The sequence below is a fragment of the Hyphomicrobiales bacterium genome (assembly GCA_030688605.1).
GTDB lineage: Bacteria > Pseudomonadota > Alphaproteobacteria > Rhizobiales > NORP267 > JAUYJB01.
Window position 1 is genome coordinate 1 of the sequence record JAUYJB010000098.1, and the last position, 25,717, is coordinate 25,717.

At 64.9% G+C, this 25,717-nt stretch carries 29 protein-coding genes and 1 pseudogene; 17 read left to right on the forward strand and 13 right to left on the reverse strand.

What is annotated here, in order from left to right:
- The 3 genes from hisS to hisG form a co-directional block, all read left to right on the forward strand.
- Positions 1-1,405: histidine--tRNA ligase (hisS, locus tag Q8P46_10635; protein MDP2620614.1), on the forward strand; the 1,405-nt coding region annotated here is incomplete at its 5' end.
- Complete coding sequence (locus Q8P46_10640) at positions 1,402-2,568, forward strand: ATP phosphoribosyltransferase regulatory subunit (GenBank protein MDP2620615.1); 1,167 nt, start codon at positions 1,402-1,404, stop codon at positions 2,566-2,568. The genes hisS and Q8P46_10640, both read left to right, overlap by 4 nt.
- A complete protein-coding gene (gene hisG, locus Q8P46_10645; GenBank protein MDP2620616.1) occupies positions 2,565-3,542 on the forward strand; it encodes an ATP phosphoribosyltransferase in 978 nt (325 codons plus the stop codon). The genes Q8P46_10640 and hisG overlap by 4 nt, the downstream gene beginning before the upstream one ends.
- A 63-nt stretch (positions 3,543-3,605) precedes the next feature.
- On the opposite strand, the gene groL is transcribed toward hisG, so the two are convergent.
- Positions 3,606-5,243 carry a chaperonin GroEL gene (gene groL, locus Q8P46_10650; protein ID MDP2620617.1) on the reverse strand — a complete coding sequence of 546 codons (1,638 nt, stop codon included), beginning with the start codon at positions 5,241-5,243 and terminating at the stop codon, positions 3,606-3,608.
- 78 nt (positions 5,244-5,321) lie between these two features.
- The gene (groES, locus tag Q8P46_10655) at positions 5,322-5,609 is read right to left on the reverse strand and encodes a co-chaperone GroES (GenBank protein ID MDP2620618.1); all 288 of its coding nucleotides are present in this window, start codon (positions 5,607-5,609) and stop codon (positions 5,322-5,324) included.
- Between the two features lie 527 nt (positions 5,610-6,136).
- Between groES and Q8P46_10660 the strand changes: the two genes are divergently transcribed.
- Entirely contained in the window at positions 6,137-6,571 is a 435-nt protein-coding gene (locus Q8P46_10660) for a rhodanese-like domain-containing protein (protein ID MDP2620619.1), read from the forward strand.
- 85 nt (positions 6,572-6,656) lie between these two features.
- A pseudogene (locus tag Q8P46_10665) lies at positions 6,657-6,952 on the forward strand (copper-translocating P-type ATPase).
- Here Q8P46_10665 and Q8P46_10670 read toward each other — a convergent pair.
- From Q8P46_10670 to Q8P46_10680, 3 genes are all read right to left on the reverse strand, one after another.
- Positions 6,939-7,496, reverse strand: coding sequence for a pilus assembly protein (locus Q8P46_10670; GenBank protein ID MDP2620620.1), 558 nt, complete (start codon positions 7,494-7,496; stop codon positions 6,939-6,941). The pseudogene Q8P46_10665 and the gene Q8P46_10670 overlap by 14 nt on opposite strands.
- Before the next feature lie 14 nt (positions 7,497-7,510).
- Positions 7,511-8,077 (reverse strand): pilus assembly protein, encoded by a 567-nt coding sequence (locus Q8P46_10675; protein MDP2620621.1) that lies wholly within the window; start codon positions 8,075-8,077, stop codon positions 7,511-7,513.
- Positions 8,078-8,273: 196 nt separating this feature from the next.
- Complete coding sequence (locus Q8P46_10680; GenBank protein MDP2620622.1) at positions 8,274-8,789, reverse strand: pilus assembly protein N-terminal domain-containing protein; 516 nt, start codon at positions 8,787-8,789, stop codon at positions 8,274-8,276.
- A 355-nt stretch (positions 8,790-9,144) separates the two neighbouring features.
- On the opposite strand from Q8P46_10680, the gene Q8P46_10685 reads away from it, so the two are divergent.
- Entirely contained in the window at positions 9,145-9,312 is a 168-nt protein-coding gene (locus tag Q8P46_10685; protein ID MDP2620623.1) for a Flp family type IVb pilin, read from the forward strand.
- A 228-nt stretch (positions 9,313-9,540) separates the two neighbouring features.
- Entirely contained in the window at positions 9,541-10,047 is a 507-nt protein-coding gene (locus Q8P46_10690) for a prepilin peptidase (GenBank protein MDP2620624.1), read from the forward strand.
- A 383-nt stretch (positions 10,048-10,430) separates the two neighbouring features.
- Here Q8P46_10690 and Q8P46_10695 read toward each other — a convergent pair whose 3' ends face one another.
- The 3 genes from Q8P46_10695 to folE form a co-directional block, all read right to left on the reverse strand.
- Complete coding sequence (locus tag Q8P46_10695) at positions 10,431-11,393, reverse strand: patatin-like phospholipase family protein (protein MDP2620625.1); 963 nt, start codon at positions 11,391-11,393, stop codon at positions 10,431-10,433.
- A 121-nt stretch (positions 11,394-11,514) separates the two neighbouring features.
- A complete protein-coding gene (gene hisI / locus Q8P46_10700; protein MDP2620626.1) occupies positions 11,515-11,976 on the reverse strand; it encodes a phosphoribosyl-AMP cyclohydrolase in 462 nt (153 codons plus the stop codon).
- A 23-nt stretch (positions 11,977-11,999) separates the two neighbouring features.
- Positions 12,000-12,641, reverse strand: a complete 642-nt coding sequence (gene folE, locus Q8P46_10705) for a GTP cyclohydrolase I FolE (protein ID MDP2620627.1) — start codon at positions 12,639-12,641, stop codon at positions 12,000-12,002.
- Between the two features lie 225 nt (positions 12,642-12,866).
- Here folE and Q8P46_10710 point away from each other — a divergent pair, with 225 nt between their 5' ends.
- The 3 genes from Q8P46_10710 (at position 12,867) to thrS (ending at position 15,693) form a co-directional block, all read left to right on the forward strand.
- Positions 12,867-13,325 (forward strand): iron-sulfur cluster assembly scaffold protein, encoded by a 459-nt coding sequence (locus Q8P46_10710; protein ID MDP2620628.1) that lies wholly within the window; start codon positions 12,867-12,869, stop codon positions 13,323-13,325.
- A 61-nt stretch (positions 13,326-13,386) separates the two neighbouring features.
- Complete coding sequence (gene yidD, locus Q8P46_10715) at positions 13,387-13,677, forward strand: membrane protein insertion efficiency factor YidD (GenBank protein MDP2620629.1); 291 nt, start codon at positions 13,387-13,389, stop codon at positions 13,675-13,677.
- A 72-nt stretch (positions 13,678-13,749) separates the two neighbouring features.
- The gene (gene thrS, locus Q8P46_10720) at positions 13,750-15,693 is read left to right on the forward strand and encodes a threonine--tRNA ligase (GenBank protein ID MDP2620630.1); all 1,944 of its coding nucleotides are present in this window, start codon (positions 13,750-13,752) and stop codon (positions 15,691-15,693) included.
- 88 nt (positions 15,694-15,781) lie between these two features.
- On the opposite strand, the gene Q8P46_10725 is transcribed toward thrS, so the two are convergent.
- Positions 15,782-17,644: a hypothetical protein gene (locus Q8P46_10725; GenBank protein ID MDP2620631.1), complete on the reverse strand. Its 1,863-nt coding sequence runs from the start codon at positions 17,642-17,644 to the stop codon at positions 15,782-15,784.
- A 520-nt stretch (positions 17,645-18,164) separates the two neighbouring features.
- Positions 18,165-18,803, reverse strand: coding sequence for a cation transporter (locus tag Q8P46_10730; protein ID MDP2620632.1), 639 nt, complete (start codon positions 18,801-18,803; stop codon positions 18,165-18,167).
- An 82-nt stretch (positions 18,804-18,885) separates the two neighbouring features.
- Here Q8P46_10730 and Q8P46_10735 point away from each other — a divergent pair, with 82 nt between their 5' ends.
- A complete protein-coding gene (locus tag Q8P46_10735; GenBank protein MDP2620633.1) occupies positions 18,886-19,320 on the forward strand; it encodes a helix-turn-helix domain-containing protein in 435 nt (144 codons plus the stop codon).
- Between the two features lie 106 nt (positions 19,321-19,426).
- Here the strand turns inward: Q8P46_10735 and Q8P46_10740 are convergent, their stop codons facing one another.
- Together Q8P46_10740 and Q8P46_10745 are read right to left on the reverse strand one after the other, a co-directional pair.
- Complete coding sequence (locus Q8P46_10740) at positions 19,427-19,699, reverse strand: DUF4167 domain-containing protein (GenBank protein MDP2620634.1); 273 nt, start codon at positions 19,697-19,699, stop codon at positions 19,427-19,429.
- A 269-nt stretch (positions 19,700-19,968) separates the two neighbouring features.
- Positions 19,969-20,190 (reverse strand): hypothetical protein, encoded by a 222-nt coding sequence (locus tag Q8P46_10745; protein MDP2620635.1) that lies wholly within the window; start codon positions 20,188-20,190, stop codon positions 19,969-19,971.
- Between the two features lie 686 nt (positions 20,191-20,876).
- Here Q8P46_10745 and Q8P46_10750 point away from each other — a divergent pair.
- From Q8P46_10750 to Q8P46_10770, 5 genes are all read left to right on the forward strand, one after another.
- A complete protein-coding gene (locus tag Q8P46_10750) occupies positions 20,877-21,017 on the forward strand; it encodes a hypothetical protein (protein ID MDP2620636.1) in 141 nt (46 codons plus the stop codon).
- Positions 21,018-21,032: 15 nt separating this feature from the next.
- Entirely contained in the window at positions 21,033-22,028 is a 996-nt protein-coding gene (locus Q8P46_10755) for a DNA methyltransferase (GenBank protein MDP2620637.1), read from the forward strand.
- Complete coding sequence (locus Q8P46_10760) at positions 22,025-22,582, forward strand: hypothetical protein (GenBank protein ID MDP2620638.1); 558 nt, start codon at positions 22,025-22,027, stop codon at positions 22,580-22,582. The genes Q8P46_10755 and Q8P46_10760 overlap by 4 nt, the downstream gene beginning before the upstream one ends.
- A gap of 120 nt (positions 22,583-22,702) precedes the next feature.
- A complete protein-coding gene (locus Q8P46_10765) occupies positions 22,703-23,284 on the forward strand; it encodes a nitroreductase (GenBank protein MDP2620639.1) in 582 nt (193 codons plus the stop codon).
- 37 nt (positions 23,285-23,321) lie between these two features.
- On the forward strand, positions 23,322-23,939 hold the full coding sequence (locus tag Q8P46_10770) for a flavin reductase family protein (GenBank protein ID MDP2620640.1): 618 nt from the start codon (positions 23,322-23,324) through the stop codon (positions 23,937-23,939).
- Here the strand turns inward: Q8P46_10770 and pncA are convergent.
- Entirely contained in the window at positions 23,929-24,570 is a 642-nt protein-coding gene (gene pncA / locus Q8P46_10775; protein MDP2620641.1) for a bifunctional nicotinamidase/pyrazinamidase, read from the reverse strand. The genes Q8P46_10770 and pncA overlap by 11 nt on opposite strands.
- Before the next feature lie 162 nt (positions 24,571-24,732).
- Between pncA and Q8P46_10780 the strand changes: the two genes are divergently transcribed.
- The coding region (locus Q8P46_10780) for an MFS transporter (protein ID MDP2620642.1) at positions 24,733-25,717 on the forward strand (985 nt) is incomplete at its 3' end.

Here is a 25,717-nt window from a genome sequence, read left to right on the forward strand (position 1 = left end):
GATCCGGCGCGTCTATGAGCGCTACGGCTTCGAGCCGGTTGAGACGCCGGCGATCGAATATACCGAGGCGCTGGGCAAGTTCCTGCCCGACGAGGACCGGCCGAACGAGGGCGTGTTCTCGTTCCAGGACGAGGACGAGCAGTGGCTGTCGCTGCGCTACGACCTGACGGCGCCGCTCGCCCGCTACGTTGCCGAGAACTACGACCGGTTGCCGAAACCCTATCGCAGCTATCGCGAGGGCTATGTGTTCCGCAACGAGAAGCCGGGGCCGGGGCGCTTCCGCCAGTTCATGCAGTTCGACGCCGACACGGTCGGCACCGCGTCGGTCACTGCCGACGCCGAGATGTGCATGATGGTCGCCGACGCGATGGAGGCGCTGGGCATTGCCCGCGGCGACTATGTGGTGCGGGTTTCCAGCCGCAAGATCCTCGACGGGGTCCTGGAGTCGATCGGCCTTTCCGGCGAGGAGAACGTCGGCAAGCGGCTGGCGGCGATGCGCGCGGTGGACAAGCTCTACCGGCTTGGCATCGATGGCGTGCGAGCGCTGCTCGGCGAGGGGCGCAGGGACGAAAGCGGCGATTTTACCCGCGGCGCCGGACTTAGCCCCAATCAGGTGGAGGCGGTGTTCCGCTTCGTCGGCGCGCCCCGCTCGGGTTCGGCCGAGGAGGCGGCGGCGCGGCTCGAGGAGGTGGTGGGCGCCACCCCGTCGGGCCGTGACGGCAGCGCCGCGCTCGCCGAGCTTGCCGCCCTGGTGAACGCCGGCGGCTATGGCGACGGCCGCGTCGTCATCGACCCCTCGGTGGTGCGCGGATTGGAGTATTACACCGGCCTCGTCTTCGAGGTCGAGCTGACCTTCGAGACGGTCAACGAGAAGGGCGAGAAAGTGCGCTTCGGCTCGGTCGCCGGCGGCGGGCGCTATGACGGGCTGGTCGGCCGCTTCCGCGGCCAGGACGTGCCGGCGACCGGCATCTCCATCGGCGTCAGCCGGCTTCAGGCGGCGCTCTCCGCCCTCGGCCGGCTTGAGGACAAGGCTCCCCGCGGCCCCGTGGTCGTCCTGGTCATGGACCGCGAGCGCATCGCCGAACATCAGGCGCTGGCGGCGCGGCTGAGGCAAGCCGGCATCCGGGCGGAGATGTATACCGGGACCAGCGGCATGGGCGCGCAGATGAAATATGCCGACCGGCGCGGCGCGCCGGCCGTCGTCATTCAGGGCTCCGACGAGCGCGCCAAGGGCGAGGTCACCGTCAAGGACCTTGCGGAGGGCAAGCGGCTGTCGGAGGAGATCGCCGACCGGGAGACCTGGCGCGAGGGCCGCCCGGCCCAGGTGACGGTGCCGGAAAGCGCGCTCGTTTCCGAGATCGAACGCATACTTGGGACCGGCGGAAAGCGGGAGGGCGGGCCATGACTACGAGGAAACCGCAAAACGCCGCGCCGCCCACGGTTCCCGAACGGGCGCGGGCCTTGTGCGCGCGCTTTTCCGAGCGCGGCTTTACCCGGATCGAGCCGGCGATCCTGCAGCCGGCCGAGCTTTTCATCGGCCTGTCGGGCGAGGATATCCGCCGCCGGCTCTATCTGGTCTCCGATCCATCCGGCGTCGAATATTGCCTGAGGCCCGACTTCACCATTCCGGTGGCCCGCGCCTATCTCGACGAGGCGGCGCCGAAGCAGGCGCGCTACTGCTATGCCGGACCCGCCTTCCGCTGCCGCAGGGCGGGCGCCGAGCCCGTCGAGCGCGGCGAGTTCCACCAGGCCGGCATCGAGATTTTCGGCGCCCGGAACGCCGAGGCGGCGGAGCTGGAGATGCTGGAGCTGGCCTTCGAGAGCGTGCTCGCCGAGGCGCCGCGCGGCTTCGAGCTGAGGCTCGGCGATCCGGGCCTGTTCGCGGCGCTTCTCGACTGCCTCGACCTGCCGGAGAGCTGGCGGCGGCGGCTGCGCCGGCATTTCTGGCGCCACGACGTGGCCGAGGACCTTGCCCAGGCGCTCGCCGAGCCCAAGGGAAATGCCAGCCGGGAAGCGCTCGCCCAGGTGCTCGCCGGCCTCGACAGGAAGGCTGCGGCCGAGCTCGTCGAGGAGGTGCTGGCGCTCGCCGGCATCTTGGCCGTAGGCGGCCGCTCGGCGGAGGAGATCGCCGGCCGCTTCATGGAGCGCGCCGGCGCCGGGGCGCCCGCGGTGTCGAAACGGGCAATCGCCGTGGTGCGGAACTATCTCGCCATCGAGGATAGGCCGCTCAAGGCGATCAAGCGGGTGCGGGCGCTGGTCAAGGCGGAAAAGCTCGATCTTGAAAACCGCGTCGATGCGGTCGAGCGGCGGCTGGTCGCGATTCAAGCGATGCTGAAGAAGACGGGGGCGGCCGGCGCGACCTTCGAGGCGGAGTTCGGGCGCAGGCTCGAATATTACACCGGCCTCGTCTTCGAGATCCGCGATCCCGAAAAGCCCGGCATCGGCCAGATCGCCGGCGGCGGGCGCTACGACCGGCTTCTCGTCGACCTCGGCGCGGCCAGGCGGATTCCCGCCGTCGGCTTCGCTGTCTATGTCGACCGGCTGATCGCATCGGGGGCAGGCTCATGAGCACGCCGCTGATCATCGGCGTCCCTTCCAAGGGACGGCTGCAGGAAAACGCCAACGCCTTCTTCGCCAGCGCCGGCCTTTCGGTGCTGCAGATGGGCGGCGGACGCGCCTATGCCGGCACCGTGGCGGGGGTTGCCGGCGTCGAGATCGCCTATCTGTCGGCGGCCGAGATCGCCCGCGACCTGGTCGCGGGCCGCATCCATCTCGGCGTCACCGGCGAGGATCTCTTGCGCGAGACGCTGGCCGACGGTCCGGTGACGGTCGAGCTTCTTTCGCCGCTCGGCTTCGGCCACGCCAATGTGGCCGTCGCGGTGCCGCAATCCTGGATCGACGTATCGACCATGGCCGACCTCGACGACGTGGCGGCGGCGTTTTATGCCAGCCGGCGCCAGCGCATGAGGGTGGCCACCAAATATGTCAATCTGACGCGCGCCTTCTTCGCCAGCCACGGCATCGCCGATTACCGCATCGTCGAAAGCCTCGGCGCCACCGAGGGCGCGCCGGGTGCCGGCAGCGCCGAGCTCATCGTCGACATCACCACCACCGGCGCGACGCTCGCCGCCAACGCGCTCAAGGTGCTCGACGACGGCGTCATGCTGCGCAGCGAGGCGAACCTCGCCGCGTCGCTTTCGGCCGGCTGGACGAAGCCGGTGCGGCGGGTGCTGAGCGAAGTCTTGGGGCGGGTCGCGGCCTGGCAGCGCGGCCTGGCGGTGCGCGAGGTACGCTTTGCCGGCGCGGCTGCGGCGCGGGCGGACATCGACAAGGCGCTCGCCGCAGCCGGCGCCATCGCGCTCGCCGTGCCGGGCGCCGGCGGCGCCACGACGGCGCATTGTCCCGCCGGCCGCGTCTATTCCCTGATCGCCGACCTCAAATCGGCCGGCGTTGCGACCATATCGGTTTCGAGCCTCGAGCATGTCTTCGAGGCCGAAAACCCGCTCTACGCCAAGATCGCCGCCCGCCTGGGCTGGGCGTGAAGGACGAAAAAGGGGCCCGGCCAAAGCCGGACCCCGTCTTGTCCGTCGGTTGGCTGGCGGGACCTAGAAGTCCATGCCGCCCATGCCGCCGCCGGGCATTTGCGGCATCGACGATTCCTTCTTCGGCATCTCGGCGACCATGGCCTCGGTGGTGATCAGGAGGCCGGCGATGGAGGCCGCGTCCTGCAACGCGGTGCGCACCACCTTGGTCGGGTCGATGATGCCCGCCTGAACCAGGTCGCAATAGACCTCGTTCTGGGCGTCGAAGCCGAAATTGGGGTTTTTGTTCTCCAGCACCTTGGCGACGACGATGGAGCCTTCCACCCCGGCATTCTCGACGATCTGGCGGATCGGCGATTCGATGGCCTTCAGCACGATGTTGATGCCCGCCTGGATGTCCGGATTATCGGAGCCGAGCTTGCCGACCGCAACCTTGGCGCGCAGGAGCGCAACGCCGCCGCCCGGCACGATGCCTTCCTCGACCGCGGCGCGGGTCGCGTTGAGGGCGTCGTCGACGCGGTCCTTGCGCTCCTTGACCTCGACCTCGGTGGCGCCGCCGACACGGATCACCGCGACGCCGCCGGCGAGCTTGGCCAGCCGCTCCTGCAGCTTTTCGCGGTCATAGTCGGACGTCGTCTCCTCAATCTGCGCCTTGATCTGGTTGATGCGGGCCTCGATGTCCTTCTTCTTGCCGGCGCCGTCGACGATGGTGGTGTCCTCCTTGGAGATCGACACCTTCTTGGCGCGGCCGAGCATGTCGATGGTGACGTTCTCGAGCTTGATGCCGAGGTCCTCGGAGATGACCTGGCCGCCGGAGAGCACCGCGATGTCCTCGAGCATGGCCTTGCGCCGGTCGCCGAAGCCGGGGGCCTTGACCGCCGCGACCTTGAGGCCACCGCGAAGCTTGTTGACGACCAGCGTCGCCAACGCCTCGCCTTCCACGTCCTCGGCGACGATCAAAAGCGGCTTGGCTGACTGCACCACGGCCTCCAGGATCGGCAGCATCGACTGCAGGTTCGACAGCTTCTTTTCGTGCAGCAGGATGTAGGGTTCCTCCAGGTCGGCGATCATCTTGTCGGCATTGGTGATGAAGTACGGCGACAGGTACCCGCGGTCGAACTGCATGCCCTCGACAACCTCGAGCTCGAACTCAAGCGCCTTCGATTCCTCGACGGTGATCACACCCTCATTGCCGACCTTCTGCATCGCCTCGGCGATCTTCTCGCCGATCATCTTCTCGCCGTTGGCGGCAATCGCACCGACCTGGGCGACCTCCGCGGAGGTCTTGATATTCTTGGAGCGCTTCTCCAGGTCCTTGACGACCTCGGAGACGGCAAGATCGACACCGCGCCTCAGGTCCATCGGGTTCATGCCGGCGGCGACCGCCTTGCCGCCCTCGCGCACGATCGACTGGGCCAGCAGGGTCGCCGTCGTCGTGCCGTCGCCGGCGATATCGTTGGTCTTGCTGGCGACCTCGCGCAGCATCTGCGCGCCCATATTCTCGAACTTGTCCTCGAGCTCGATTTCCTTGGCCACGGTCACCCCGTCCTTGGTGGTGCGCGGCGCCCCGAACGACTTGTCGAGGACGACGTTGCGGCCTTTGGGGCCGAGCGTGATCTTGACCGCGTTGGCCAGAATGTCGACGCCGCGCAGCATCTTCTCACGGGCGTCGGCGCCGAATTTTACTTCCTTGGCTGCCATTTCTCTTACCTCTGGTCCGGCCGCCTTGAGCGCGACCTGGTTGACATTGAATGTGTGTTCGGGAACGGCTAAGGGGCGCTATTGCAGGATCCCCATGATGTCGGACTCCTTCATGATCAGCAGCTCCTTGCCGTCGAGCTTGACCTCGGTGCCCGACCATTTGCCGAACAGGATCTTGTCGCCCTTCTTGACGTCGAGCGGCTGAATCTTGCCGTTCTCGTCCCTGGCGCCGGGGCCAACGGCGACAACCTCGCCCTGGCTCGGTTTTTCTTTGGCGGTGTCCGGAATGATGATGCCTCCGGCGGTCTTTTCCTCTTCTTCGAGACGCCGGATCAGCACGCGGTCATGCAGAGGACGGAATTTCATGATCGATTGTTCCTCCAAATGCGCGGCCTGCGCCGCGACCAATGATGGGATTTGGACAGGTTCTGGCACTCACCTAACTGGAGTGCTAACAGATGGCTTGGAGATAGCGAACCGGCTCGCAGGTGTCAAGGGCGTGTAATTCGCCTGCTGAAAGCGGCGAAGAATTTTGTTTCAGCCCCCTCCTGACGACAAATCGGGCCCTTCCCAGGTCCTTCTGTCAGAGGCATACGACTGGCGCGACACCGCGACCCCCAACGGGCACAAGAACAGTCGCACCCCGGCAAGGCCGAAGGCCCTCGATTAAGCCGCCTCGATCTTCAATATCGAACCTGAAGGGGCACAGCCATGAGGCTCGTTTCCATGATTACGGCCGTCTGCTCGGTCACCATCGCCAAGACGGCGGCCCAACAACGAAGAATGGACCCGTTATGGGCGATCGGCCTCCCGGTTTACCGGGAGACCTTTTTCATTTCCGCCTATAATGGCGGCTCGAACCACCAACACGCGAATCCTGGGAGGATTGCGCCATGACCCGGCGGGCGAACTGTCTATCCGCGTTCCTGTCTATCTGTCTTGGGCTCGTTCTCATCGCTGGGGCGGCGGCTGCAGCTCCCGCGATCTCGGTCCACGACGCCTATGAGCAGGCAGGGAAGGGTGAAATCCTGCTGATCGACATCCGTTCGGCCGACGAATGGCGCGCAACCGGCATCGCCACCGTGGCACAGCCGATCAGCATGCACGAGCAGGGCTTCTTCGAACGGCTCGATGCGGCCGTCGGCGGCGACCACTCCAAGGCGGTGGCGCTGATCTGTTCCTCGGGCGGCCGCGCCGCCTGGATGCAGGTCCAGCTTCTTGCCCGCGGCTATACGAACGTCGTCAACGTTGCCGAGGGGATGGAGGGCGGTTCCAACGGGCCGGGCTGGATCACATCCGGTCTGCCGCTCATGCCCTATGGCCAATAGTGCGTGAAATCGGGCCGGCCATGGGGCTGGCGCCGGCGCCTATCTTCATGCGGAGATTTTTTCTTGCTTTCCGTCGCCGGAAGGCCTGAAGGCTGAGGGCGTGACGCTGGTCAAGAGCGATTTGCACGGCATCCTGCGCGCCCGACGGCTGAGCCGCGCCACCATGCGCAATATCCGCCAGAACCTGTTTTTCGCCTTCATCTACAACGCGCTTGGCGTGCCGGTCGCGGCCGGATGTTCTATCCCGCGTTCGGATTGCCGCTGAGCCCGATGATCGCGGCGGCCGCGATGAGCTTTTCGTCGGTGTCGGTGATTACCAACGCGTTGCGGCTGCGCATAGGGTCGGATCGACCGGACCGGGCGGGGGCTAGAATATATTGACCTTGTCCGAGGCGCGCGGACGCAGATAGAAGATGTCCGACATCGGGATGCCCGAGCTGACGACATGGTTGAGGAACGAGTTGTACAGATAGCCGACCTCGGCGACGATCAGGCTAGTATCGGGGATCCTCAGACCCTCCGGAATGTCGAAGCTGGCTCCGGTGCCATACGCCTGTCCCGAGCCCGGGGCTGCCGCGCTCCAGTCGACCGTGGCGTTTCCCTCCGCGTCGATGACCACGCTGGTGACGACGATCGACAGATCCGTCGACTCGAACGGCACCATGATCGCCGTGGCGGCGCGGAAGATATCGTCGAGTTCGTCCTGATTGACGGTCCTCGTCTGCGCCACCAGATCGGCCACGGTCGAGGTGACGGCGGCCACCCGGCGGTCGGCCATGACCGCATAGGTGATTTCGACAACGCCGAGATAAAGCGTGATCAGCAGCGGCAGGACGAAGGCGAACTCGACCACGGCGACGCCCTTGCGGTCGCGCAGCCGCGCGCCAAACCAAGACTTCAAACCCGTTATGAGGCGTCCGGCCATCTCCCACCCCTGCGTCAGAACGGCTCGTTGCGGAACGCCACCGTGGACGCCAGCAACCGGTCGCCATTGGCGAGATTTCCCGGCCCGAGGCCCAGATTGGGCGTGATCATCGGCCATTCGTAGAATACGCGCACCAGCACGATGTCGCCGCCGACGCCCGGCTGATACTCGAAATCTTCGATCAGATACCCGTTCTCGTCGATCGGATCGGCGAGCATGGCTTCGGTCGATTCAAAATCCCGGTAGGTGCGCACGTCGAGCTTAATCTTGCTCTCGCAGTCGCTCAGGATCACGACGTTGGCGCAGACCAGCTCCTTGAAATTGGTCTCGCTGAGACCTTGAATCTGCGCCTGCCCGGTGCGGATCAGGCGCGCCGCCTCGCTGACACCGGAGTCGATGAGCTCGCTGGTGAAGAATACCAGCGCCACTTCGATGATGCCGAGAAACAACCCGAAAAAGGGAATCGAGACTATCGCGAACTCGACCGCGGTCACGCCCTCCCGGTTCCTGCGGAACCGCTTAAACAGACCGTTCAGCCGTGTCGCGAAGCCGCCTCGGTGTGTTGCCTTTTCCACCGCCATGTCGGTGCGCTTCCGTCCGTCAATCGAAGGGCTTGAGCCAATGCCGGGCGCAACGGCGCCGCGTCATGCCATTGAAACGGAAGACCGTTTAACAATGCTGAAGATGACGGCGAAAAATGATCTTTTTCGACGGTTCGCGAGGCGATCTTACGAATTGCTAAACAAGAGGTTAACGGCGTTACCCGCCGCAAATCGCCTACCTGACGCCTGCCTGACCCGCGGCGGTTTCGAGCCGGCCGGTAATCTGGTCGCGCAGCTCGTCGAAATAATCCTTCGAGTCGCCAGACCGCAGCGTCGGCTCGCATGCCGGCGAGCAGGTGTAGGTGTTGCGTTGCGGTCCGCGATGCATGGTGACCACCGACTGGGCGCCGAGTTTCACCTCCAGGATCCTGGAGATGATTTCCTCGCCGTTCCGGTCGAGCACGATGAGATTGGTGCTGCCGAAGCTCTTGCCGGTAATCACCAGCATGCGCTGATCCTGGATGGCGGCGTCGGCGATCATCGGATTGCCGATGATGACGGCAGATGCCGGCTGGTCGAGCCGCAAGAGCAGGGCGCGGTCGACTTCGAGGAGCATCTGTTCGTCGGCCAAGGGCGCGCCGATGGCGGGCGCGAGACTGGCCAATGTCAGGCCCAAGCTCAGGCACAGGGCCTTGGCGCCGCGCAGGTCTCGCCGCGCGGTGCGTGTGCGATGTGCAGGTTGCGGCTTCATGGATCAACCCTCCGGTTAGGACGCATATGCCTGCGCCCATTGAGGGTGAAAAAGGTGAAGGAATTGGAAATAAGTTCGCCGATCATGCGCCGCGCGCCGCGGGCGGAGAAAAAGGGGCATCTCAGCGGCCCTTCGAAGGCAGCATGCCGCCGGCGGCGCCGGGACGCAGGCTCAAGACATCGGTTGACCCGCGATGCAGTAATTTTTCTTACAATTCTTTCGATCGCATTGCGGCGATCATCTTAACCTCGATGTAACGCCTCCCGCGTAGGGTTGCTACCGGTTCAGTCTGACCGAAGAGGGTTGGTCAGCGAACCTGGTGCTGAGAGAAACCTGTGACAGGAAGGAATTTCCGATGAACAAGATGATTACTCGGTTCTGGAAGGACGAGTCCGGCGCGACCGCCATCGAGTATGGCCTGATCGCCGCCGGTATCTCGGTCGTCATCATCGTCGCCGTCAACACGCTTGGCGCGACCCTGCTGTCGAAGTTCGAGTTCATCAATTCCAAGATGGGCGGCTAAGCCGACATCCGACGGGAATCGGCCGGGCGGAAACTTAGGTCCCCCCGGCCGCAATTCCCTCAAGCTTCGTCTCCGAATGCCGCTTGCGGTGCTCAAAAACCGCAAGCGGCATTCGTATGCCTTGCACACTGTTTCTTTAGAATGTCGGGCTTAAGCTGACAAGGCTCACGCGGGCAGCGGCGCTTGTGCGCCAGCCATGAGGGTCGCCGGAGCGGGGAGATGTCGGCAATGATCATGGATGCGCTGATTTTGGCGGTCTTTCCCGGATTGCTGATTTTCGCCGCGGTCACCGATCTGTTGACGATGACCATTCCCAACCGCGTGCCGGTCGGTCTCCTGCTGTGTTTTGCCGCCGTGGCGCTTGTCAGCGGCATGGGCATGGAGGCGGTCGCTATTCATCTCGGCATCGGCCTTGCGGTTCTGCTTTTCAGTTTCTGCCTGTTCTCCTTCGGCTATCTCGGCGGCGGCGACGCCAAGCTGCTCGCCGCCACGGCCTTGTGGTTCGGATGGACGGAGTTTCTGCCGTTCGTCATCACCACCGCGCTCTGCGGCGGCGTGCTTGCCATCGGTCTTCTGGCGGCGCGCACATGGCCGCTGCCGGCGGGCCTGGCGCGGCTGCCCTGGCTGGCGCGGCTTCACGATTCCTCCGAAGGCGCGCCATACGGCATCGCCATCGCCGCCGGCGCCCTGGTCGTCTATCCCGACACGCACTGGGTGAGCCTGATCGTTGGCTAGAGCGGTTTCCGACCATATGGAACCATTTGACCGGGATGATTTTGCGCCGTGGCTAGGCGCATGTCGATCTGCGATGCGGTGCATCTCAGGAGACATGCAACGACGCCATGGCGCAAAAGAACCCAGCCTTCGGTGGGCCAAATCGGCCCACCGGCTGTGTTGCGTCGCTCGCGAGATGCCCCCCATCGCGCGTCGCGCCGCGCCTTGCCGGATGAACCGATTTGGCCCATCAAATCGGTCCCATATGGTCGGGAACCGCTCCAGGTCACGATGATTTTGGATCGAATCGATCCAAAATCCTAAGATGTGATCGATTCTAATAAGATAGAGCGGGATGCGGGCGGAAAACCCGTTCCCGCTTTTCCTCATCCCGCTCTAGCGGTCTATCGGGCCAGCGCCGTCAGCGTGCCTTCGATTTCGGCAAGGATGCGGTCTCCGGCGCGAGCACCGGCGTCGATCGCTTCGCGCGCGCGGTGAAACTCGAACATGCCGATATCGGCGAGTTTCGGGGTGACCATGATATCGGGCGGGTCGCCGGCGAGCCGCGAGCGGGCGATCCGGTCCTGAACGATGTTGAACGCATCGACCATCACCGAGGAAATCCCAGGCGGGCCGGCGCGGGTGCCGACGAGCTGACGGCGCAGCAAACCGCGGGCGCCGTCGACGCCGGTATGCGCCTCGTCGGGCCAATCGGCATCGGTGTCCCCGGGGCAGGTCTCCACCGGATCGTGAGCGCGCACGACCGTGCCCTTGCCGAACATGTCGGTATTCAGATTGATGGCGATGACCAGGCGGGCGCCGAAGGCGCGGCAGACGGAGACCGGAACCGGATTGACCAAGGCGCCATCGATCAGCCAGCGGTCAAGCACCCTGACCGGCTTGAACAGGCCGGGAAGGGCGTATGAGGCGCGCATCGATTGCACCAACTCTCCCTTGGAGAGCCAGATCTCGTGGCCGGTGCGCAGCTCGGTGGAGACGCATACGAAACGGCGCGGCAGGTCCTCGATCCGGGTGTCGCCGAAGCCGCGCATAAGCAGCTTGGCCAGGCGATCGCCGGTGATGAGCCCGCTGCCGCCGAAGTGAAAATCGAGCAGGCCGATGACCCGCCGCTTGGACAGGTCGCGGGCGAAGCTTTCGAGTTCGTCGAGACCGCCTGCGGCGTAACAGCCGCCGACCACCGCGCCGATCGAAGTGCCGGCGATGACGTCGGGCGCGAATCCGGCCTCGACGAGCTGCCTGATGACGCCGATATGCGCCCAGCCGCGGGCGGCTCCGCCGCCAAGCGCCAAACCGATGCTCGGCCGCCGCGGGCGCGGGGCCACGCGCCGCTCGGCGCCGTCGGGCATGGTCTGCTTGCCGTTCCAGGCTTGTATGCCGATTTCGACCATCAAATCGCGTCCCAACAACGGAAGCGATCCTAACGACGGATCGTGAAAGTTGGATTAATCGGGAATAGGCCCGAAGCGCTCAGCGGCGATAGGCCTCGTCGGGGTCGAAGACGGGGTCGGTGTCCTCGAAATGCAGCACCGTGTCCGGCCCGGCTTTGCCGCCCAGGGGAACCGAGCGGTAGAAGCACGAGCGGTAGCCCATGTGGCAGGCGGCGACCGGGCCGTCGATGCGCACCTTCATCAGGATCGTATCCTGGTCGCAGTCGATGCGCATCTCGACGACGTTCTGCACCATGCCGCTGGTCGCCCCCTTGTGCCAAAGTTCCCGGCGCGAGCGCGACCAGTAGTGCGCTTGTCCGGTCTCGATGGTCTTTCGCAGCGCCTCTTCGTTCATCCAGGCGAACATCAGCACATCGCCGCTTTCCGCCTCGCAGGTGATGCAGCCGATGAGCCCGTCGGCGTTGAAGCGCGGGGTGAAGCTGGTACCCGACTCGACCTCTTCGCGGGAGCCGGGTTCGGCGAACAGAGAAGCGGCGGGCATGGCCCTAGCCTCGCTGGATTCGGTTAGCCGGAGTTCCTGTCCCGGACGAGCGACATGAAGCGGAGCTGCTCATGTGGGTCCTCCTGGAACGTGCCGAGGAACTGGGTGGTGATGGTCTGGACGTTCGGCTTCATGACGCCGCGCAGGGTCATGCACTGATGCACCGCCTGGATCATCACCGCGACGCCGCGCGGCTTCAGCGCCTGGTCGATGGCATGCGCGATCTGCGCGGTCATGGTCTCCTGGGTCTGCAGCCGCCGGGCGAAGACCTCGACGACGCGGGCGAGCTTGGAGATGCCGACGACCTTGTCGGTGGGCAGATAGGCGACATGGGCCTGGCCGACGAAGGGGATCATGTGGTGCTCGCAGTGCGAGTGAACGGCGATATCCTTCACCAGCACGATATCGTCGTAGCCGCCGACATCGTCGAAGGTGCGCGACAGCACGTCCAGCGCGCACTCCTTGTATCCCTTGAAGAATTCGTCGAAGGCGTCGATCACGCGCTTCGGCGTCTCGAGGAGCCCCTCGCGGTCGGGATCGTCGCCGGCCCAGGCGATCAGCGTGCGGACCGCCTGTTCGGCCTCCGCGCGCGACGGCTTCTCGATGTCCGGGCCCTTGCCCAGATGCGGCACTTGGTTCGGGAATTTCTTGACAACCGCGTCCATAGGCAATGCCTTTTTGTAGCGATCCATCTTAGCCATCTTCTCGCCCATGCGGGCGATGCCGCCCGCCGGGTCGCGCAAACCCCTTCGGCGGTGCCCCCTGCGATCGGCTTTCGTCATAGGACAGGAAAGCTTATATATTGGCACGTTGCGCGGCCGCAAGTCCAAGAACCGGGTTGCGCCGCGACGAAAACGCCGTCATGCACCGCCCGCGGGCCGACAGGAAACATGCTCAACGATATATACAATAAGCGGATTTTGGAACTGGCCGGCAACATCCCGCGGATCGGCCGGCTGGAAAATCCCTCGGCCTCCGCAACCGCCCACAGCCGGCTGTGCGGCTCCACCGTGACGGTCGACGTTAGGATGGTCGGCGACACCGTCGCCGATTTCGCCCATGACGTGCGCGCCTGCGCGCTCGGCCAGGCCTCCTCGTCGATCATGGCGCGCCACGTCGTCGGCTCGACCGCAAGCGAGCTCAGCCAGGTGCGCAAACAGATGTACGCGATGCTGAAAGAGGACGGGCCGCCGCCGACCGGCAAATGGGCCGATCTCGCCTGCCTTGAGCCGGTGCGCGGCTTCAAGGCGCGGCACGCCTCGACGCTGCTGACCTTCGATGCTGTCGTCGACGCGGTCGGCCAGGCGCGCGCGGCGGCGAACGGCGCGGAGCGTGCTGTTGCCAAATAAAGCCTTGTCGGTGAAGACGGAAACCGGAAAGCCCGCTCGCCGCGGCTTCCGCCCCGCGGCGCTGGTCTTCAGGGGGTTGATTCGCCTCTACCGGCTGACCCTTTCCGCCGTCATGGGCCGCACCTGCCGCTATCTGCCCACCTGCTCGGACTATGCCGAGGAAGCAATCGCCCGCTATGGCGCCTGGGCCGGCGGCTGGATGGCGCTGGCGCGCGTCTCGCGCTGCCACCCCTGGGGCGCCAGCGGCTACGACCCGGTGCCGGAGGAATTGCCTCCAGCCGCGCGCTGGTATAAGCCGTGGCGCTACGGCCGCTGGACCGGCCGCCATATCACCCTGCGTCAGGATCACTGAAGGGTTTCCAACGCCACTTCCCGACGCCAACGGCTTACCTGCGCGGTCAGCAGGAGTGAGCAGGAGAAGACGATGATTTCCTTGACGTTCCCCGATGGCGCAAAGCGCGACTACAAGGCCGGAACGAGCGGCGCGGAGGTTGCCGCCGCGATATCCAATTCGCTCGCCCGCAAGGCGGTGGCGATGGAGCTCGACGGCGTCCTCAAGGACCTCGCCGACCCCATCGAAAAAGACGCCAAGATCCGCATCGTCACCCGCGAGGAGCCCCGCGCGCTGGAGCTGATCCGCCACGACTGCGCCCATGTGATGGCCGAAGCCGTGCAGGCGCTTTACCCCAGCACCCAGGTGACCATCGGTCCGGTGATCGAGAACGGTTTCTATTACGATTTCGCGCGGGCCGAGCCGTTCACGCTCGAGGATCTGGCGGGGATCGAGGCCAGGATGCGCGAGATCGTCGCGGCGAACGCCCCCTTCACCAAGGAGGTGTGGGACCGCGCCAAGGCCAAGCGCGTCTTCGCCAAGATGGGCGAGGCCTACAAGGTCGAGCTGATCGACGCGATCCCCGAGGACCAGCAGATCCGCATCTACCGCCAGGGCGAATGGTTCGACCTGTGCCGCGGCCCGCACATGCCCTCGACCGGCAAAATCGGCAACGCCTTCAAGCTGATGAAGGTGGCCGGCGCCTATTGGCGCGGCGATTCGGACCGCGAGATGCTGACCCGCATCTACGGAACCGCTTGGGCCAGCGAGGCGGAGCTCAGGCAGTATCTCGACCGGCTCGAGGAGGCGGAGCGGCGCGACCATCGCCGGCTCGGCCGCGAGATGGACCTCTACCACTTCCAGGAGGAGGCGCCGGGCGCGGTGTTCTGGCACCCCAAGGGCTGGACCCTGTTCCAGGAGCTGATCGGCTACATGCGCCGCCGTCAGAATGAGGCCGGCTACACCGAGGTCAACTCGCCGGACATGATGGACCGCGGCCTGTGGGAGCAGTCGGGCCATTTGGAGAAGTTCGGCGACAGCATGTATGTCAGCGAGACGCCGGACGAGCGGGTGTTCGCGCTGAAGCCGATGAACTGCCCCGGCCACGTGCAGATCTTCAAGAACGGCCTGAAGAGCTACCGCGACCTGCCGATGAAGCTTTCCGAATTCGGCAAGGTGCACCGCTTCGAGCCGTCCGGCGCCCTGCACGGGCTGTTGCGGGTGCGCCATTTCACCCAGGACGACGCGCACATTTTCTGCACCGAGGAGCAGATCACCGAGGAATGCGTCAAGGTGCACGACCTGATGATGTCGATCTACGCCGATTTCGGCTTCGACGACGTGATCGTCAAATACGCCGACCGGCCGAAAAAGCGCGTCGGCGACGACGCCGTCTGGGACCGGGCGGAAGCCGCGCTGCGCCACGCGGTGGAGGTGGCCGGCGGCGATGTCGTGCTCAATCCGGGCGAGGGGGCCTTCTACGGGCCGAAGCTGGAATATGCGCTGCGCGATGCGATTGGCCGCGACTGGCAGTGCGGCACGCTTCAGGTCGATTTCAACCTGCCCGGCCGGCTCGGCGCCTTCTATATCGGCGAGGACGGCGAGAAGCACGTGCCGGTGATGCTGCACCGGGCGATGTTCGGCTCGCTGGAGCGTTTCGCCGGCATTCTGATCGAGCACCATGCCGGCCATCTGCCGCTGTGGCTGGCGCCGGCGCAGGCGGTGGTGGCGACGATCACCTCGGACGCCGACGACTATGCGCGAACGGTCCATGGCGCGCTGCGCGCGGCGGGCTTGCGCGCCGTGCTCGACATCCGCAACGAAAAGATCAACTACAAGGTGCGCGAGCACTCATTGGCCAAGGTGCCGGTAATCCTGGTGTGCGGCCGGCGCGAGGCCGAGGAGGGCACGGTCAATGTCCGCCGGCTTGGCTCCAGGGAGCAGAAGGCCATGACCCTCGGCGAGGCGGTCGCGGCGCTTTCCGAGGAGGCGGTCGCGCCGGATGTCGCGCGTCTGCGCACCAAACAGGCCGCCTAGAGCGGTTCATGGTTATAGGGAACCGACGCGCAGGGCGGGCCGCCTTCCCGGAGGAGCGACCGTACCGGCTGCGGCCGGTCCGCGCCGGTCATTGCACGGGCACGGGAAGCGGCTGCTCGCCCTCGACGGTACCGGCGATGATCTCGACCTCCTGGTCGTAGCCGAGCTCGACGGTGTATTTGCGCGCATAGGCGATGCCGTCGTGGCGGGCGACGATGGAGTAGGTGCCGGGGGCGAGGATGTGGGTGGGAAACGCGCCGACGCTTTGGGCGACGACGTCGCCTTCCGGCGTCTGCACGCTCCACGAGGTGTCGGCGAGCGCTTCGCCGCCGGCTTCGTTGACCAGCTTCAGCGTTACCTTGACGGCCTGGTGGCTGACCACCGCCTCGGAAAGCTGTCCGGCCTCGACCGTCACATCGGCGCGGACCACGGCGTTGGCGTCGCCATACTGGCTGACGATGCGATAGGTGCCGGCATTGAGGCGGACGACCTTGCCCGGCGGCACCGAGGGGAGGATCAGCTTGCGCTGACCGAACTGGTCCTGCTCCGAGGAATAGATGGCGTAAGAGACGCTGCTGGCCGGGATCGCTCGTCCGTCGGGGCCGAAGGCGCTGAGGCGCAGGCCGCCGGCGTTGAGCACCAGCCTCTGCTCGAGAATGCCGTCCGTCACCGTGATCTGCTTGGCGGCCCTGGCGCGCCCATAAGCGACGTGTACGACATAGTCGCCCGCGCGCAGGGTAAATTCCGGCTCGGAGTCGGCGCGGCGGGCGACGACCTTGAAACCGCCGTCGTCGTCGGGCGTCGCGGAAAACACCCGCCAGACGAGGCCGGCGGTGAGCGGCGGCAGATCTTCGGTCAAGCTTGCCGAGAGGCGCAGCGTTCCGGTCGATGCGACGTCCGCCTTGGCGACTGCCTGCGCGGCCTCGTCTGCTTCTGGCCACGGCTCCGGCTCGCGGGCCGCGGAATTGGCTTGTGGCGGCCATTCTGCGGACGCGCCTTCGGCGTCGTCCGCGTCCGGCATGATCGGCGGCAGCGGCACCGTCGGCCCTTCCGCCGTGGCGGATGACGGCGTTTCCGGCTCCGCCCCGGCCGGCGGTGACTCCGGCCGTGCCCCCGGCCGCGCATCGACCAACTCGGGCTCGGCGCTTTCCTCCGCCGAGGTCGGCTGAGAGCCGTCGGTGGCAAAGGCGACGACCGCGCTCAGTGCGCTGTCAAGTTCATCGCCATCGGTGGCTGAAAAGAAGACGCCGCCGGTTGCCTTCGCCATGCAGCCGAGCGCGGCGAGATCGTCCTTCTTGGTCCGGTCGAAGGCGATCGCATGAATGACCAGGCCCGGCAATCGGGCCTTCAATCGCGCCGCCGTCGCACAGGGGTCGGCGCGGCAATTGTCGAGCCCGTCGCTGATCACGACGAGCGTTGCCGGCCGGTTCCCGGGCTCGGCAAGGGCCGCCGCCTCGATCAGCGCGCGGGCGAGCGGCGTTCCGCCCTTGCCCAGGGTGACGCCATCGACGGCGCGGGAATAGTCCTGCGCCTTGACCGGGCCGAGCGGCTGCACCGTCTTGATCGCGGTGCACGCCTCTGGCTCGTTGGAGCCATAGGAGAGGAGGCCCATGTCGAGCTTGCCCTCTGCGTTCTGGAATGCGCGGCCCAGCGCCTGGCGCAGCAGCATGACCTTGTTGGCGCCGCCGATCTGGCCCCACATGGAGTTGGTGGCGTCGAACACGATGACCATCGCCGGGCGCTCGGCGGCGTACAGCGTGCCGGCCGTGAGCTGCGCCAGCATGCATAGGCACACGGCGACCCAGTGGACTTTGAAAGGCTCTCGCATGCGGCTTGAATACACGGCGCGCCGCCCTCTGTCATCGCTCAGCGACAGCCGGTAGTCTCTCAGTTTGCCCGAATTGTGACCGGCGAAGCGCCGCTGCGTGCCGATGGCCCGGCTTGCCGGCATCGAGCCGGATCGGCGCGCATGAGCGGGTGCGCCCAGAAGGGGGCGCCGGCAGCGCGTCTGCGCATACCCAGCCCCACATCCCCATTATGAAACTGGGTTCGGTCGAGCTTCCCGCTAGAGCGGTTTCCGGCCATATGGGATCAATTTGATGGGCCAAATCGGTTCATCCGGCAAGGCGCGGCGCGATGCGCGATGTGGTGCATCGGGCGAGCGTCGCAACACAGCCGGGGGGCCGATTTGGCCCACCGAAGGCCGGGTTCTTTTGCGCCGTGGCGTTGTTGCGTTTCTTGTCCGATACACCGCATCGCCCTGCAAAACGCGCCTAGCCACGACGCAAAATCATCCCGGTCAAATGGTTCCATATGGCCGGAAACCGCTCTAGGGCCGGCGCCGCCCCGAATACGCCCCGGCACGGACCTCAAAGGAAGAGGGCGAAGAGGAGATGCGGCACCGGGCGATGGCGGGAACGTGTCATAGGCTGAAATCAATTCGGCGCCACCTTGAAACAGGTCCAATGCCTTCATTCCGCGGCGACTCCCGTAGCTTTCATTTGGCGATGCTCGTCCAGGGCTTGCCGGACAATCTGGAACGAGGACCACAGGAACAGGCCCGCCATCAGGGCGGCGACGATCAGATCCGGCCATGCGGTCCGGGTCACCCATACGCCCGCCGCGGCGAGCATGACGGCGATGTTGCCGAGGGCGTCGTTGCGGCTGCACAGCCAGACCGAGCGCACGTTTGCTTCGCCGTCCCGGTAACGCAGGAGAAGCAGCACGCTGGCGGCATTCGCAACGAGTGCAAGAAAGCCGACGATTCCCATGACCTCGGCGCGCGGTATGCCGAGGATGATGGTCTGATAGACGGTCGAACCGAAGACCCAGAGCCCCATCGCGCCAAGGCTCAGGCCCTTGACGAGCGCCGCGTTCGCGCGCGCCCGCGGCGACATGCCGATGACGAAGAGACTGAGCGCATAGGTCGCGGTATCGCCGAGAAAATCCAGCGCGTCCGCTTGCAGGGCCTGCGATCCGGCGAGCGCGCCCGCCGTCATTTCAACGACGAACATGCTCCCGTTGATGGCAATGACGGCCCACAATGCTCGTTTGAAACCAACGGACGCGCCGTCGAACTTCGGCTCGTCATGACAGCATTCGATGCTCATTGGCCGGCTCACCATTGTTCCAACTGGATCAATCGTGCAAATGTAATGTCTACAGTCGCTGTAGGTTCAAGGGGAAAAGCCCATGACAGGATTTGTGACCATTGGACAGGCGGCCGGCGCCGCCGGCTGCAACGTGCAAACCGTACGCTATTACGAGCAGATCGGGCTCATGCCGGAGCCGGCGCGCACGACGGGAAATCAGCGCCTTTATAGCGAGGCGGACCTGCAGCGGTTGGCCTTTGTCCGGCATGCACGCGAATTGGGGTTTCCGCTACCTGCCGTCAGAGATCTCCTGCGCCTGGCCGATTGTCCGAGCCAATCCTGCGAGGCCGCGGACAGCATAGCGCGTGAGCAATTGGGGCAGGTCAAGCGTCGCATAACACGCTTGCAAGCTCTCAAGCGGGAACTGGAACGAATGATCGCACAATGTGCCGGGGGCAGTATCGCGGAATGCCGGGTCATCGAGGTCCTGGGGGATCATTCGAAGTGCATCGACGCGCGCCACCCTTCCGCCTGACGCCTCTTATGGTCTTGGCCGTTGTCGCGATCGTTGCGGGCAGGTGGGCGCGGTCGGTCGCGGGAACGCGTATCGCACGTCGTAACCGACCCGAAGTTCCATGCCGCTATCCCGGCGCCGGATCCTGCTCCCTCATCAGCCTGAAATAATGCTCCGCGTGCTGGTGGAAGTTCTCGCTTTCGATCGCATCGCCGGTCGACGCGGCGGCGTGCGCAAGCGCCATGTAGCGTTCGTAGCTCTGTTTGGCGTTTGCGACGCCGACCCTATCGGCCCGGGGTCGATTCGAGGTCGATGGCGACCGCTTGGCGCGGCCGGAAAACGACCCGGCATTTCTGTCGTATCGCCCGTTGGTCCTGATTTTCTTAGTGCCATTCAGCATGGCTGCTCCCTATTGCGTCGTGGAAAATGATCTTGCAATGCGCACGCGGCGCGCACGCGCCCATTGCGGGATCATTTGGGCTTCTCGATGGCTCGACTGATGGCTCTCGGTTTGCGATCGGGGCCCGTTCGGTGTGCCGATCCGATGCCGCGGAACCGTCTGCAGCGAATTCCGTTCCAGTTGAATCGGATTTCGCTCTTGTCTTTTTGTTTGAGCATGTTCTTTTCGCAAAACCGGTTCCCACTTTTGCGGGAAACATGCTCCAGCGGCTACGATCTGACCACGCCGTTGCGCCATGACGACTTCGACTTGCAGTGGCGGCAGATACGCTCGCCGGCCCAGGCGCTCGGAAACGGCGACCGGCAAATCAGGCAAAGCCTGGTCTTTGGTTCCATGCTGCGCTCGACCCCTGGTTCCTCGGGGCTCTCGCGCACGGCCGTGTCCTGTTCCTCTTCCTCGCACGGGCCGTCGCGACGCGGTGAAGCGTTCACCTCGCCCATCGGCCTGCGCAGACTCTTTTATGCGATCGAACCATGTGACCCGTCCGTGATCGGAACCGCTCCTCGGAGCGAGAAGAGAGCCTTGGCGCCTGCGACGGAAAATCCCATCGGCGGCGAAATGCTCACATATGCGGAGTGGCGCTCGCATGAGCGGCAATGCAGTGTGCACCCGGCATCCGTGCACCGTGTAGCCTATACATGGCATCGCCGGGCCGAATTATCAAGCAAGACGGCGCTTGAGCGTTTGGCCTTGCCCCGCCCGAGCCCCTGGTGTCTCGGTTTGCCCGTCCGGCGAACCGCCGCCGCGTGTGGTAGGGTCGGGGAGGGGGTAACCCACTTCCAATCGTCACCGCCGGACTTGATCCGGCGGCCCATTCCACTGGCCCCTCGACTTGTCGCGCCGTAACGGCATGGATGCGCGGGTCAAGCCCGCGCATGACGATGTGTGGGTTTGGGCGTGGCCTCCACGCCACGCGGATGTGCCTCAGGTAGAGCGCAATAGCGACCCATCCTCCGCAGCAGCGGCGCCGCCGCTGCGGAGGGTGGAAGCGTATTGCGCCGTTGCCGGATCGGCGGTCAAGTGGGTCGCGGCGCGGCGGAGTAGCGTCTAATGTCCCGTTGACGACCGATACACCGTTGTTGTATGTGTTCCACAATTGTTCCTGGAGGCCGCACCCTTGGAGTTGACCGATATCGACCTGTTCCGTGGGGCCGGTGGATTCGGCCTCGGCTTTGAGCGCGGGAGCTTCGCGGCCGTCTTCTTTGTGCGGTGCATGGAAGCCGTCGGCGTCAAAACCATCCATCATGAAATCAGGTAGGCTGAGGGGGCTGCCATGGCCAATGCTTCGCCTGAATATGAGATCGGCCCCAACCGAAAGAGACGCGGCAAACCAAAGCCCGTCGAATACGAAACTCATCGCGCCGATGCTTTTGCTTGGATGGCTGCCCGCGATGCGAATTCCGTGCACGCCATTGTGACCGATCCGCCTTACGGCTTGAGGGAATACACAGAGATTGAAAAACAAAAGCTCCGAAACGGCCATGGCGGAGTGTGGCGCATCCCCCCGACATTCGATGGTTCAAAGCGCAGTCCGTTGCCGCGCTTCACCATTCTGACAAAACAAGATCGCTCCAATCTCGGCGATTTTTTCACCGAGTTTGCCGAGTGTGCCATACGGATTCTCGTGCCGGGCGGCCACGTCTTTGTGGCAACCAATCCGCTCTTGTCTCATCTCGTATACATGCCGATGATAGCGGCCGGTTTCGAGAAACGAGGCGAGATCATTCGTCTCGTTCAGACGCTTCGCGGTGGCGACCGGCCAAAGAATGCGCATCGTGAATTTGCCGATGTGTCCGTAATGCCCCGCTCGGGTTGGGAACCGTGGGGCTTGTTCCGGAAGCCGTGCGATGGGCGGGTGCAAGACAATCTGCGGAAATGGGGAACTGGCGCGCTGCGTCGAATATCGGCGGACGATCCATTCCTGGATGTGATCAAATCGTCCCCCACCCGCTCGGATGAAAGAAAGCTTGCTCCGCATCCCTCGCTCAAGCCGCAAGCCTTCATGCGCCAGATCGTCCGCGCCTCGCTTCCCTTGGGAAAAGGGGTGGTCTTGGACCCATTCATGGGAGGTGGCGCGACCATAGCGGCGGCCTGCTCAATCGGGTACGAGAGCATAGGTGTCGAGATTGATCCGGGCTATTTTCAGATCGCTGTAAGCGCGATACCGAAGCTTGCTGAGTGCAAGCCTAATGGCGCATCCTCCACCAATGGACTGGGTGAGGGGGGACGGTGGCATTACCAAAAGGGCTTGAACCCATACACATCGTGAGAGCCGTCGATTTTGTCGAAAAGCAAACGGCTGATCTCGTTGAACTCTATTTCGAGCAAGCAAATGTTTTCAGTGGAATCGTCGGTACCTTTGGCGTGCGTGCTCTGGATTCGTTGAGTCCTTACAAGAAGCACAAGCATCCAGACATTGCCCAGCAGCGTTTCCCCGATCTATCTTTGGGAGGAAAGCTGAACCCGCCACCAGAGCTTGCATTGGAATCGAAGGGGAGCATCAGGCCGTGGGCAATCCAATCGCACTACGATCATCCTGGTTGGTATATCGTTTGGCGGTATCTTGTGGATACCACAAAGACGATCAAGGCGGATCGTCCGATTGTGATCTGGCGAGTGGATGTTGTCTTTCTCGAAAAAGCCGATTGGAAGTATGAGGGCAGCACCGCAGGCGCAGGCGGTGGAGGGCGGACCCACACTTTCGGATTGCGTAAGCCAGCCGAAAAGCTGAAAGGGGCTGTCGCCTATGCCTATCCCCATATTGTGATGAAGGGTGGAAAGCCTGTCCTTCAGGACATTCCCAAAGGCGAGACTGCTACTTAATTTCCCGCACTTCCCTTTATGGCCTGCAGCCGCCGAATTTCAAATCGAGACGCGACCCGCCGGCCCGCTTGCGGCCTCCGCCAAATCCGCTAAACAGGTCCGCCAACACCGGAGACCCGCATGCCGACGGCCCTCGATGCGCTGCTGACACGCAGATCCGTTCCCCCCGCCGGCCTCGGGCCGCCGGGTCCGGACGAAAAAGCGTTGCGCACGATCCTCACCATTGCAACCCGCGTTCCCGACCACGGCAAGCTGACCCCATGGCGACTGATCCTGTTCCGCGGCGCCGCGCGGGAGGATTTCGGCGATGTTCTGGCCGAGGCCTTCCGCGCCACGAACCCCGAGGCGAGCGAGCAGCAGATCGCCTTCGAGAAGGGCCGCTTTGCCCGCGCGCCCTTGGTCGTCGCCGTCGTCTCGGCGCCCAGGCCGCACGAAAAAATTCCCGAATGGGAGCAGCGCCTGTCGGCGGGAAACGTTTGCTTCAACCTCTTGCACGCGGCGACCGCGCTCGGTTTCGGCGCGGCGTGGATCACCGAATGGTGCGCCTATGACGAGCGGGTTCGCGCCGCGCTCAAGCTCGCGCCCGAGGAGCGCATCGCCGGCTTCGTCTATGTCGGCACCGCGAAGATGCGCCCGCCGGAGCGCCCGCGGCCCGATCTCGGCGAGGTTGTATTCGAGTGGAAACGGCCCGACATTGGGTGAGACCCGAACAGCGACGGACAAGACTGGAAGAGCGAGTATGTTCTACGACGCCATCGAAAACCGCCACGGCCTGCGCCACGACCCGTTCAAGGCGCTGATCGCGCCGCGCCCCATCGGCTGGATCTCCTCCGTCGGCGCCGACGGAGCGGTGAATCTCGCGCCCTACAGCTTCTTCAACGCGGTGTCGGAAAACCCGCACATCCTGATGTTCGCCTCGACCGGCCGCAAGGATTCGCTGACCAACGTCGAGGAGACGGGCGAGTTCGTGTGGAACCTCGCCACCTTCGCGCTGCGCGACAAGATGAACATGACCTCGGCGACGGCGCCGCGCCATGTCAACGAGTTCGAGCTTGCCGGCCTCACCCAGGCGCCGAGCCGCCTCGTCAAGCCGCCGCGCGTCGGCGAGAGCCCGGCGGCGCTCGAATGCAAGCATCTGCAAACCATCGATCTCGCCGATCTCGACGGCATTCCCGTCGACCGCCACATGGTGCTCGGCCAGGTGGTCGGCGTGCATATCGACGACGCCTTCATCCATGACGGGCTGGTCGATACCGCCGCGCTGAAGCCCATCGCCCGGCTCGGCTATAAGGACTATTCGGTGGTCGAGGAGGTGTTCCAGCTTACCCGCCCGAAGGCCGCCGCGCTCACCGGCTGAGGCGCGCGGACGAGGCGATCTCGACGCCCGCCTCGATCATCCGCCGCGTCATGGCGGCGAGCGAGCCGTCGAGGTCGATGGCCCGGCAGCCATCCTCGACGACCGTGACCTCGAAGCCGAGCCGGCGCGCGTCGAGCGTCGAGTAGGCGACGCAGAAATCGGTGGCAAGGCCGGCCAGCGCCAGTCGTCTCAGGCCGCGCTCCTGGAGATAGCCGGCAAGGCCGGTCGGCGTTTGCCGGTCGTTCTCGAAAAAGGCGGAATAGGAATCGATCTCGCGCCGGAACCCCTTGCGGACGACGAGCTCCGCCTTGGTCGCCGCGAGGTCGGCGTGGAAGGCGGCGCCGGGCGTGCCCTGGACGCAATGGTCCGGCCACAGGGTCTGGGCGCCGTAGGCCATCTCGATCGTCTCGAAGGGCCTCTTGCCCGGGTGGCTGGAAGCGAAGGAGAGGTGGCCCGGCGGGTGCCAGTCCTGGGTCAGCACGACATGGTCGAAGCGCTCGACGAGCGCGTTGGCCACCGGCACGACCTCTTCGCCGCCGGGGACGGCGAGCGCGCCGTCGCTGCAGAAGTCGTTCTGGATGTCGACGAGGAGGAGGCAGACATCGTCTGCGGGCTTCAGGGGCGCGGGCATGGCCCCCAGCCTTATCGTCCGGACGCCCCGATGGCAACGCCGGAAACCGCTCTAGACAAGGACCGGCAAAGCCGGGCAAACACGGACAAACGCCGACATCCCGCCGGGCAGAACGCGGGCATCCTGCCCCGCCAGAGCGGGCCAAACGGAGCATCCTTGTTCATGTTTCTGATCATTCGCGCCGTCTGGACGCTGTTTTTCGCGCTCGCCCTGATCATGGTCGGCAACGGCCTGCAGGGCTCGCTGCTCGGCCTGCGCGCCGGCATCGAAGGCTTCACGACGCCGGAGATCGGCCTCGTCATGTCGGCCTATTATGGCGGTTTTCTGCTGTCTTCCTTCGTCATGCCGCGGCTGATTTCCGACGTCGGCCATATCCGGGTGTTCGCCGGCTTCGCCTCGGTCGCCGCGTCCGCCGTGCTGCTGCATGCCCTGTTCCCCAATCCGCCGACCTGGCTGTTCCTGCGCTTTCTGACCGGGGTCGCGCTCGCCGGACTCTATGTGGTCGCGGAAAGCTGGCTCAATTCGGCGGCCAGCAACGAGAATCGCGGCCGGCTCCTTGGCGCCTATATGACCACCACCTTTGCGTGCCTCGCCGCCGGGCAATACCTGCTCGCCTTCGTCGATCCGGCCTCCTTCATTCCCTTCATGCTGATCGCCATCCTGATTTCTTTGGCTGTCGTGCCAATTTCGCTGACCCGCAGCCCGACGCCGCAGATCGAACAGATGGAGGGCGTGAGCCTGCGCCAGCTTTACGCAATCTCGCCGCTCGGCTTCGGCGCCTGCCTCATGGTGGGGGTATCGCAAGGCGCGCTGCTCGGCATGGGCGCGGTCTACGGCGCCACGATCGGGCTTGCCACCGATCAGATCGCGCTTCTGATGAGCCTGCCCTTTCTGGCCGTGGTCGGAACGCAATATCCGATCGGTTTCATATCCGACCGCGTCGACCGGCGCTGGGTAATTGCGGGCCTCAACCTTGTCGTCGCCCTTTGCGCACTCGCGGCCATCATGCCGGGACCGGATGAGCTACCTCTGTTGCTGGTGCTGTTTACCGCCTATGGCGGGCTGGCGGCGCCGGTCTATTCGCTGGCGATCGCCCACGCCAACGACAATCTGCCCCCGGGCAAGATGCTCGGGGCGAGCGCGCGGC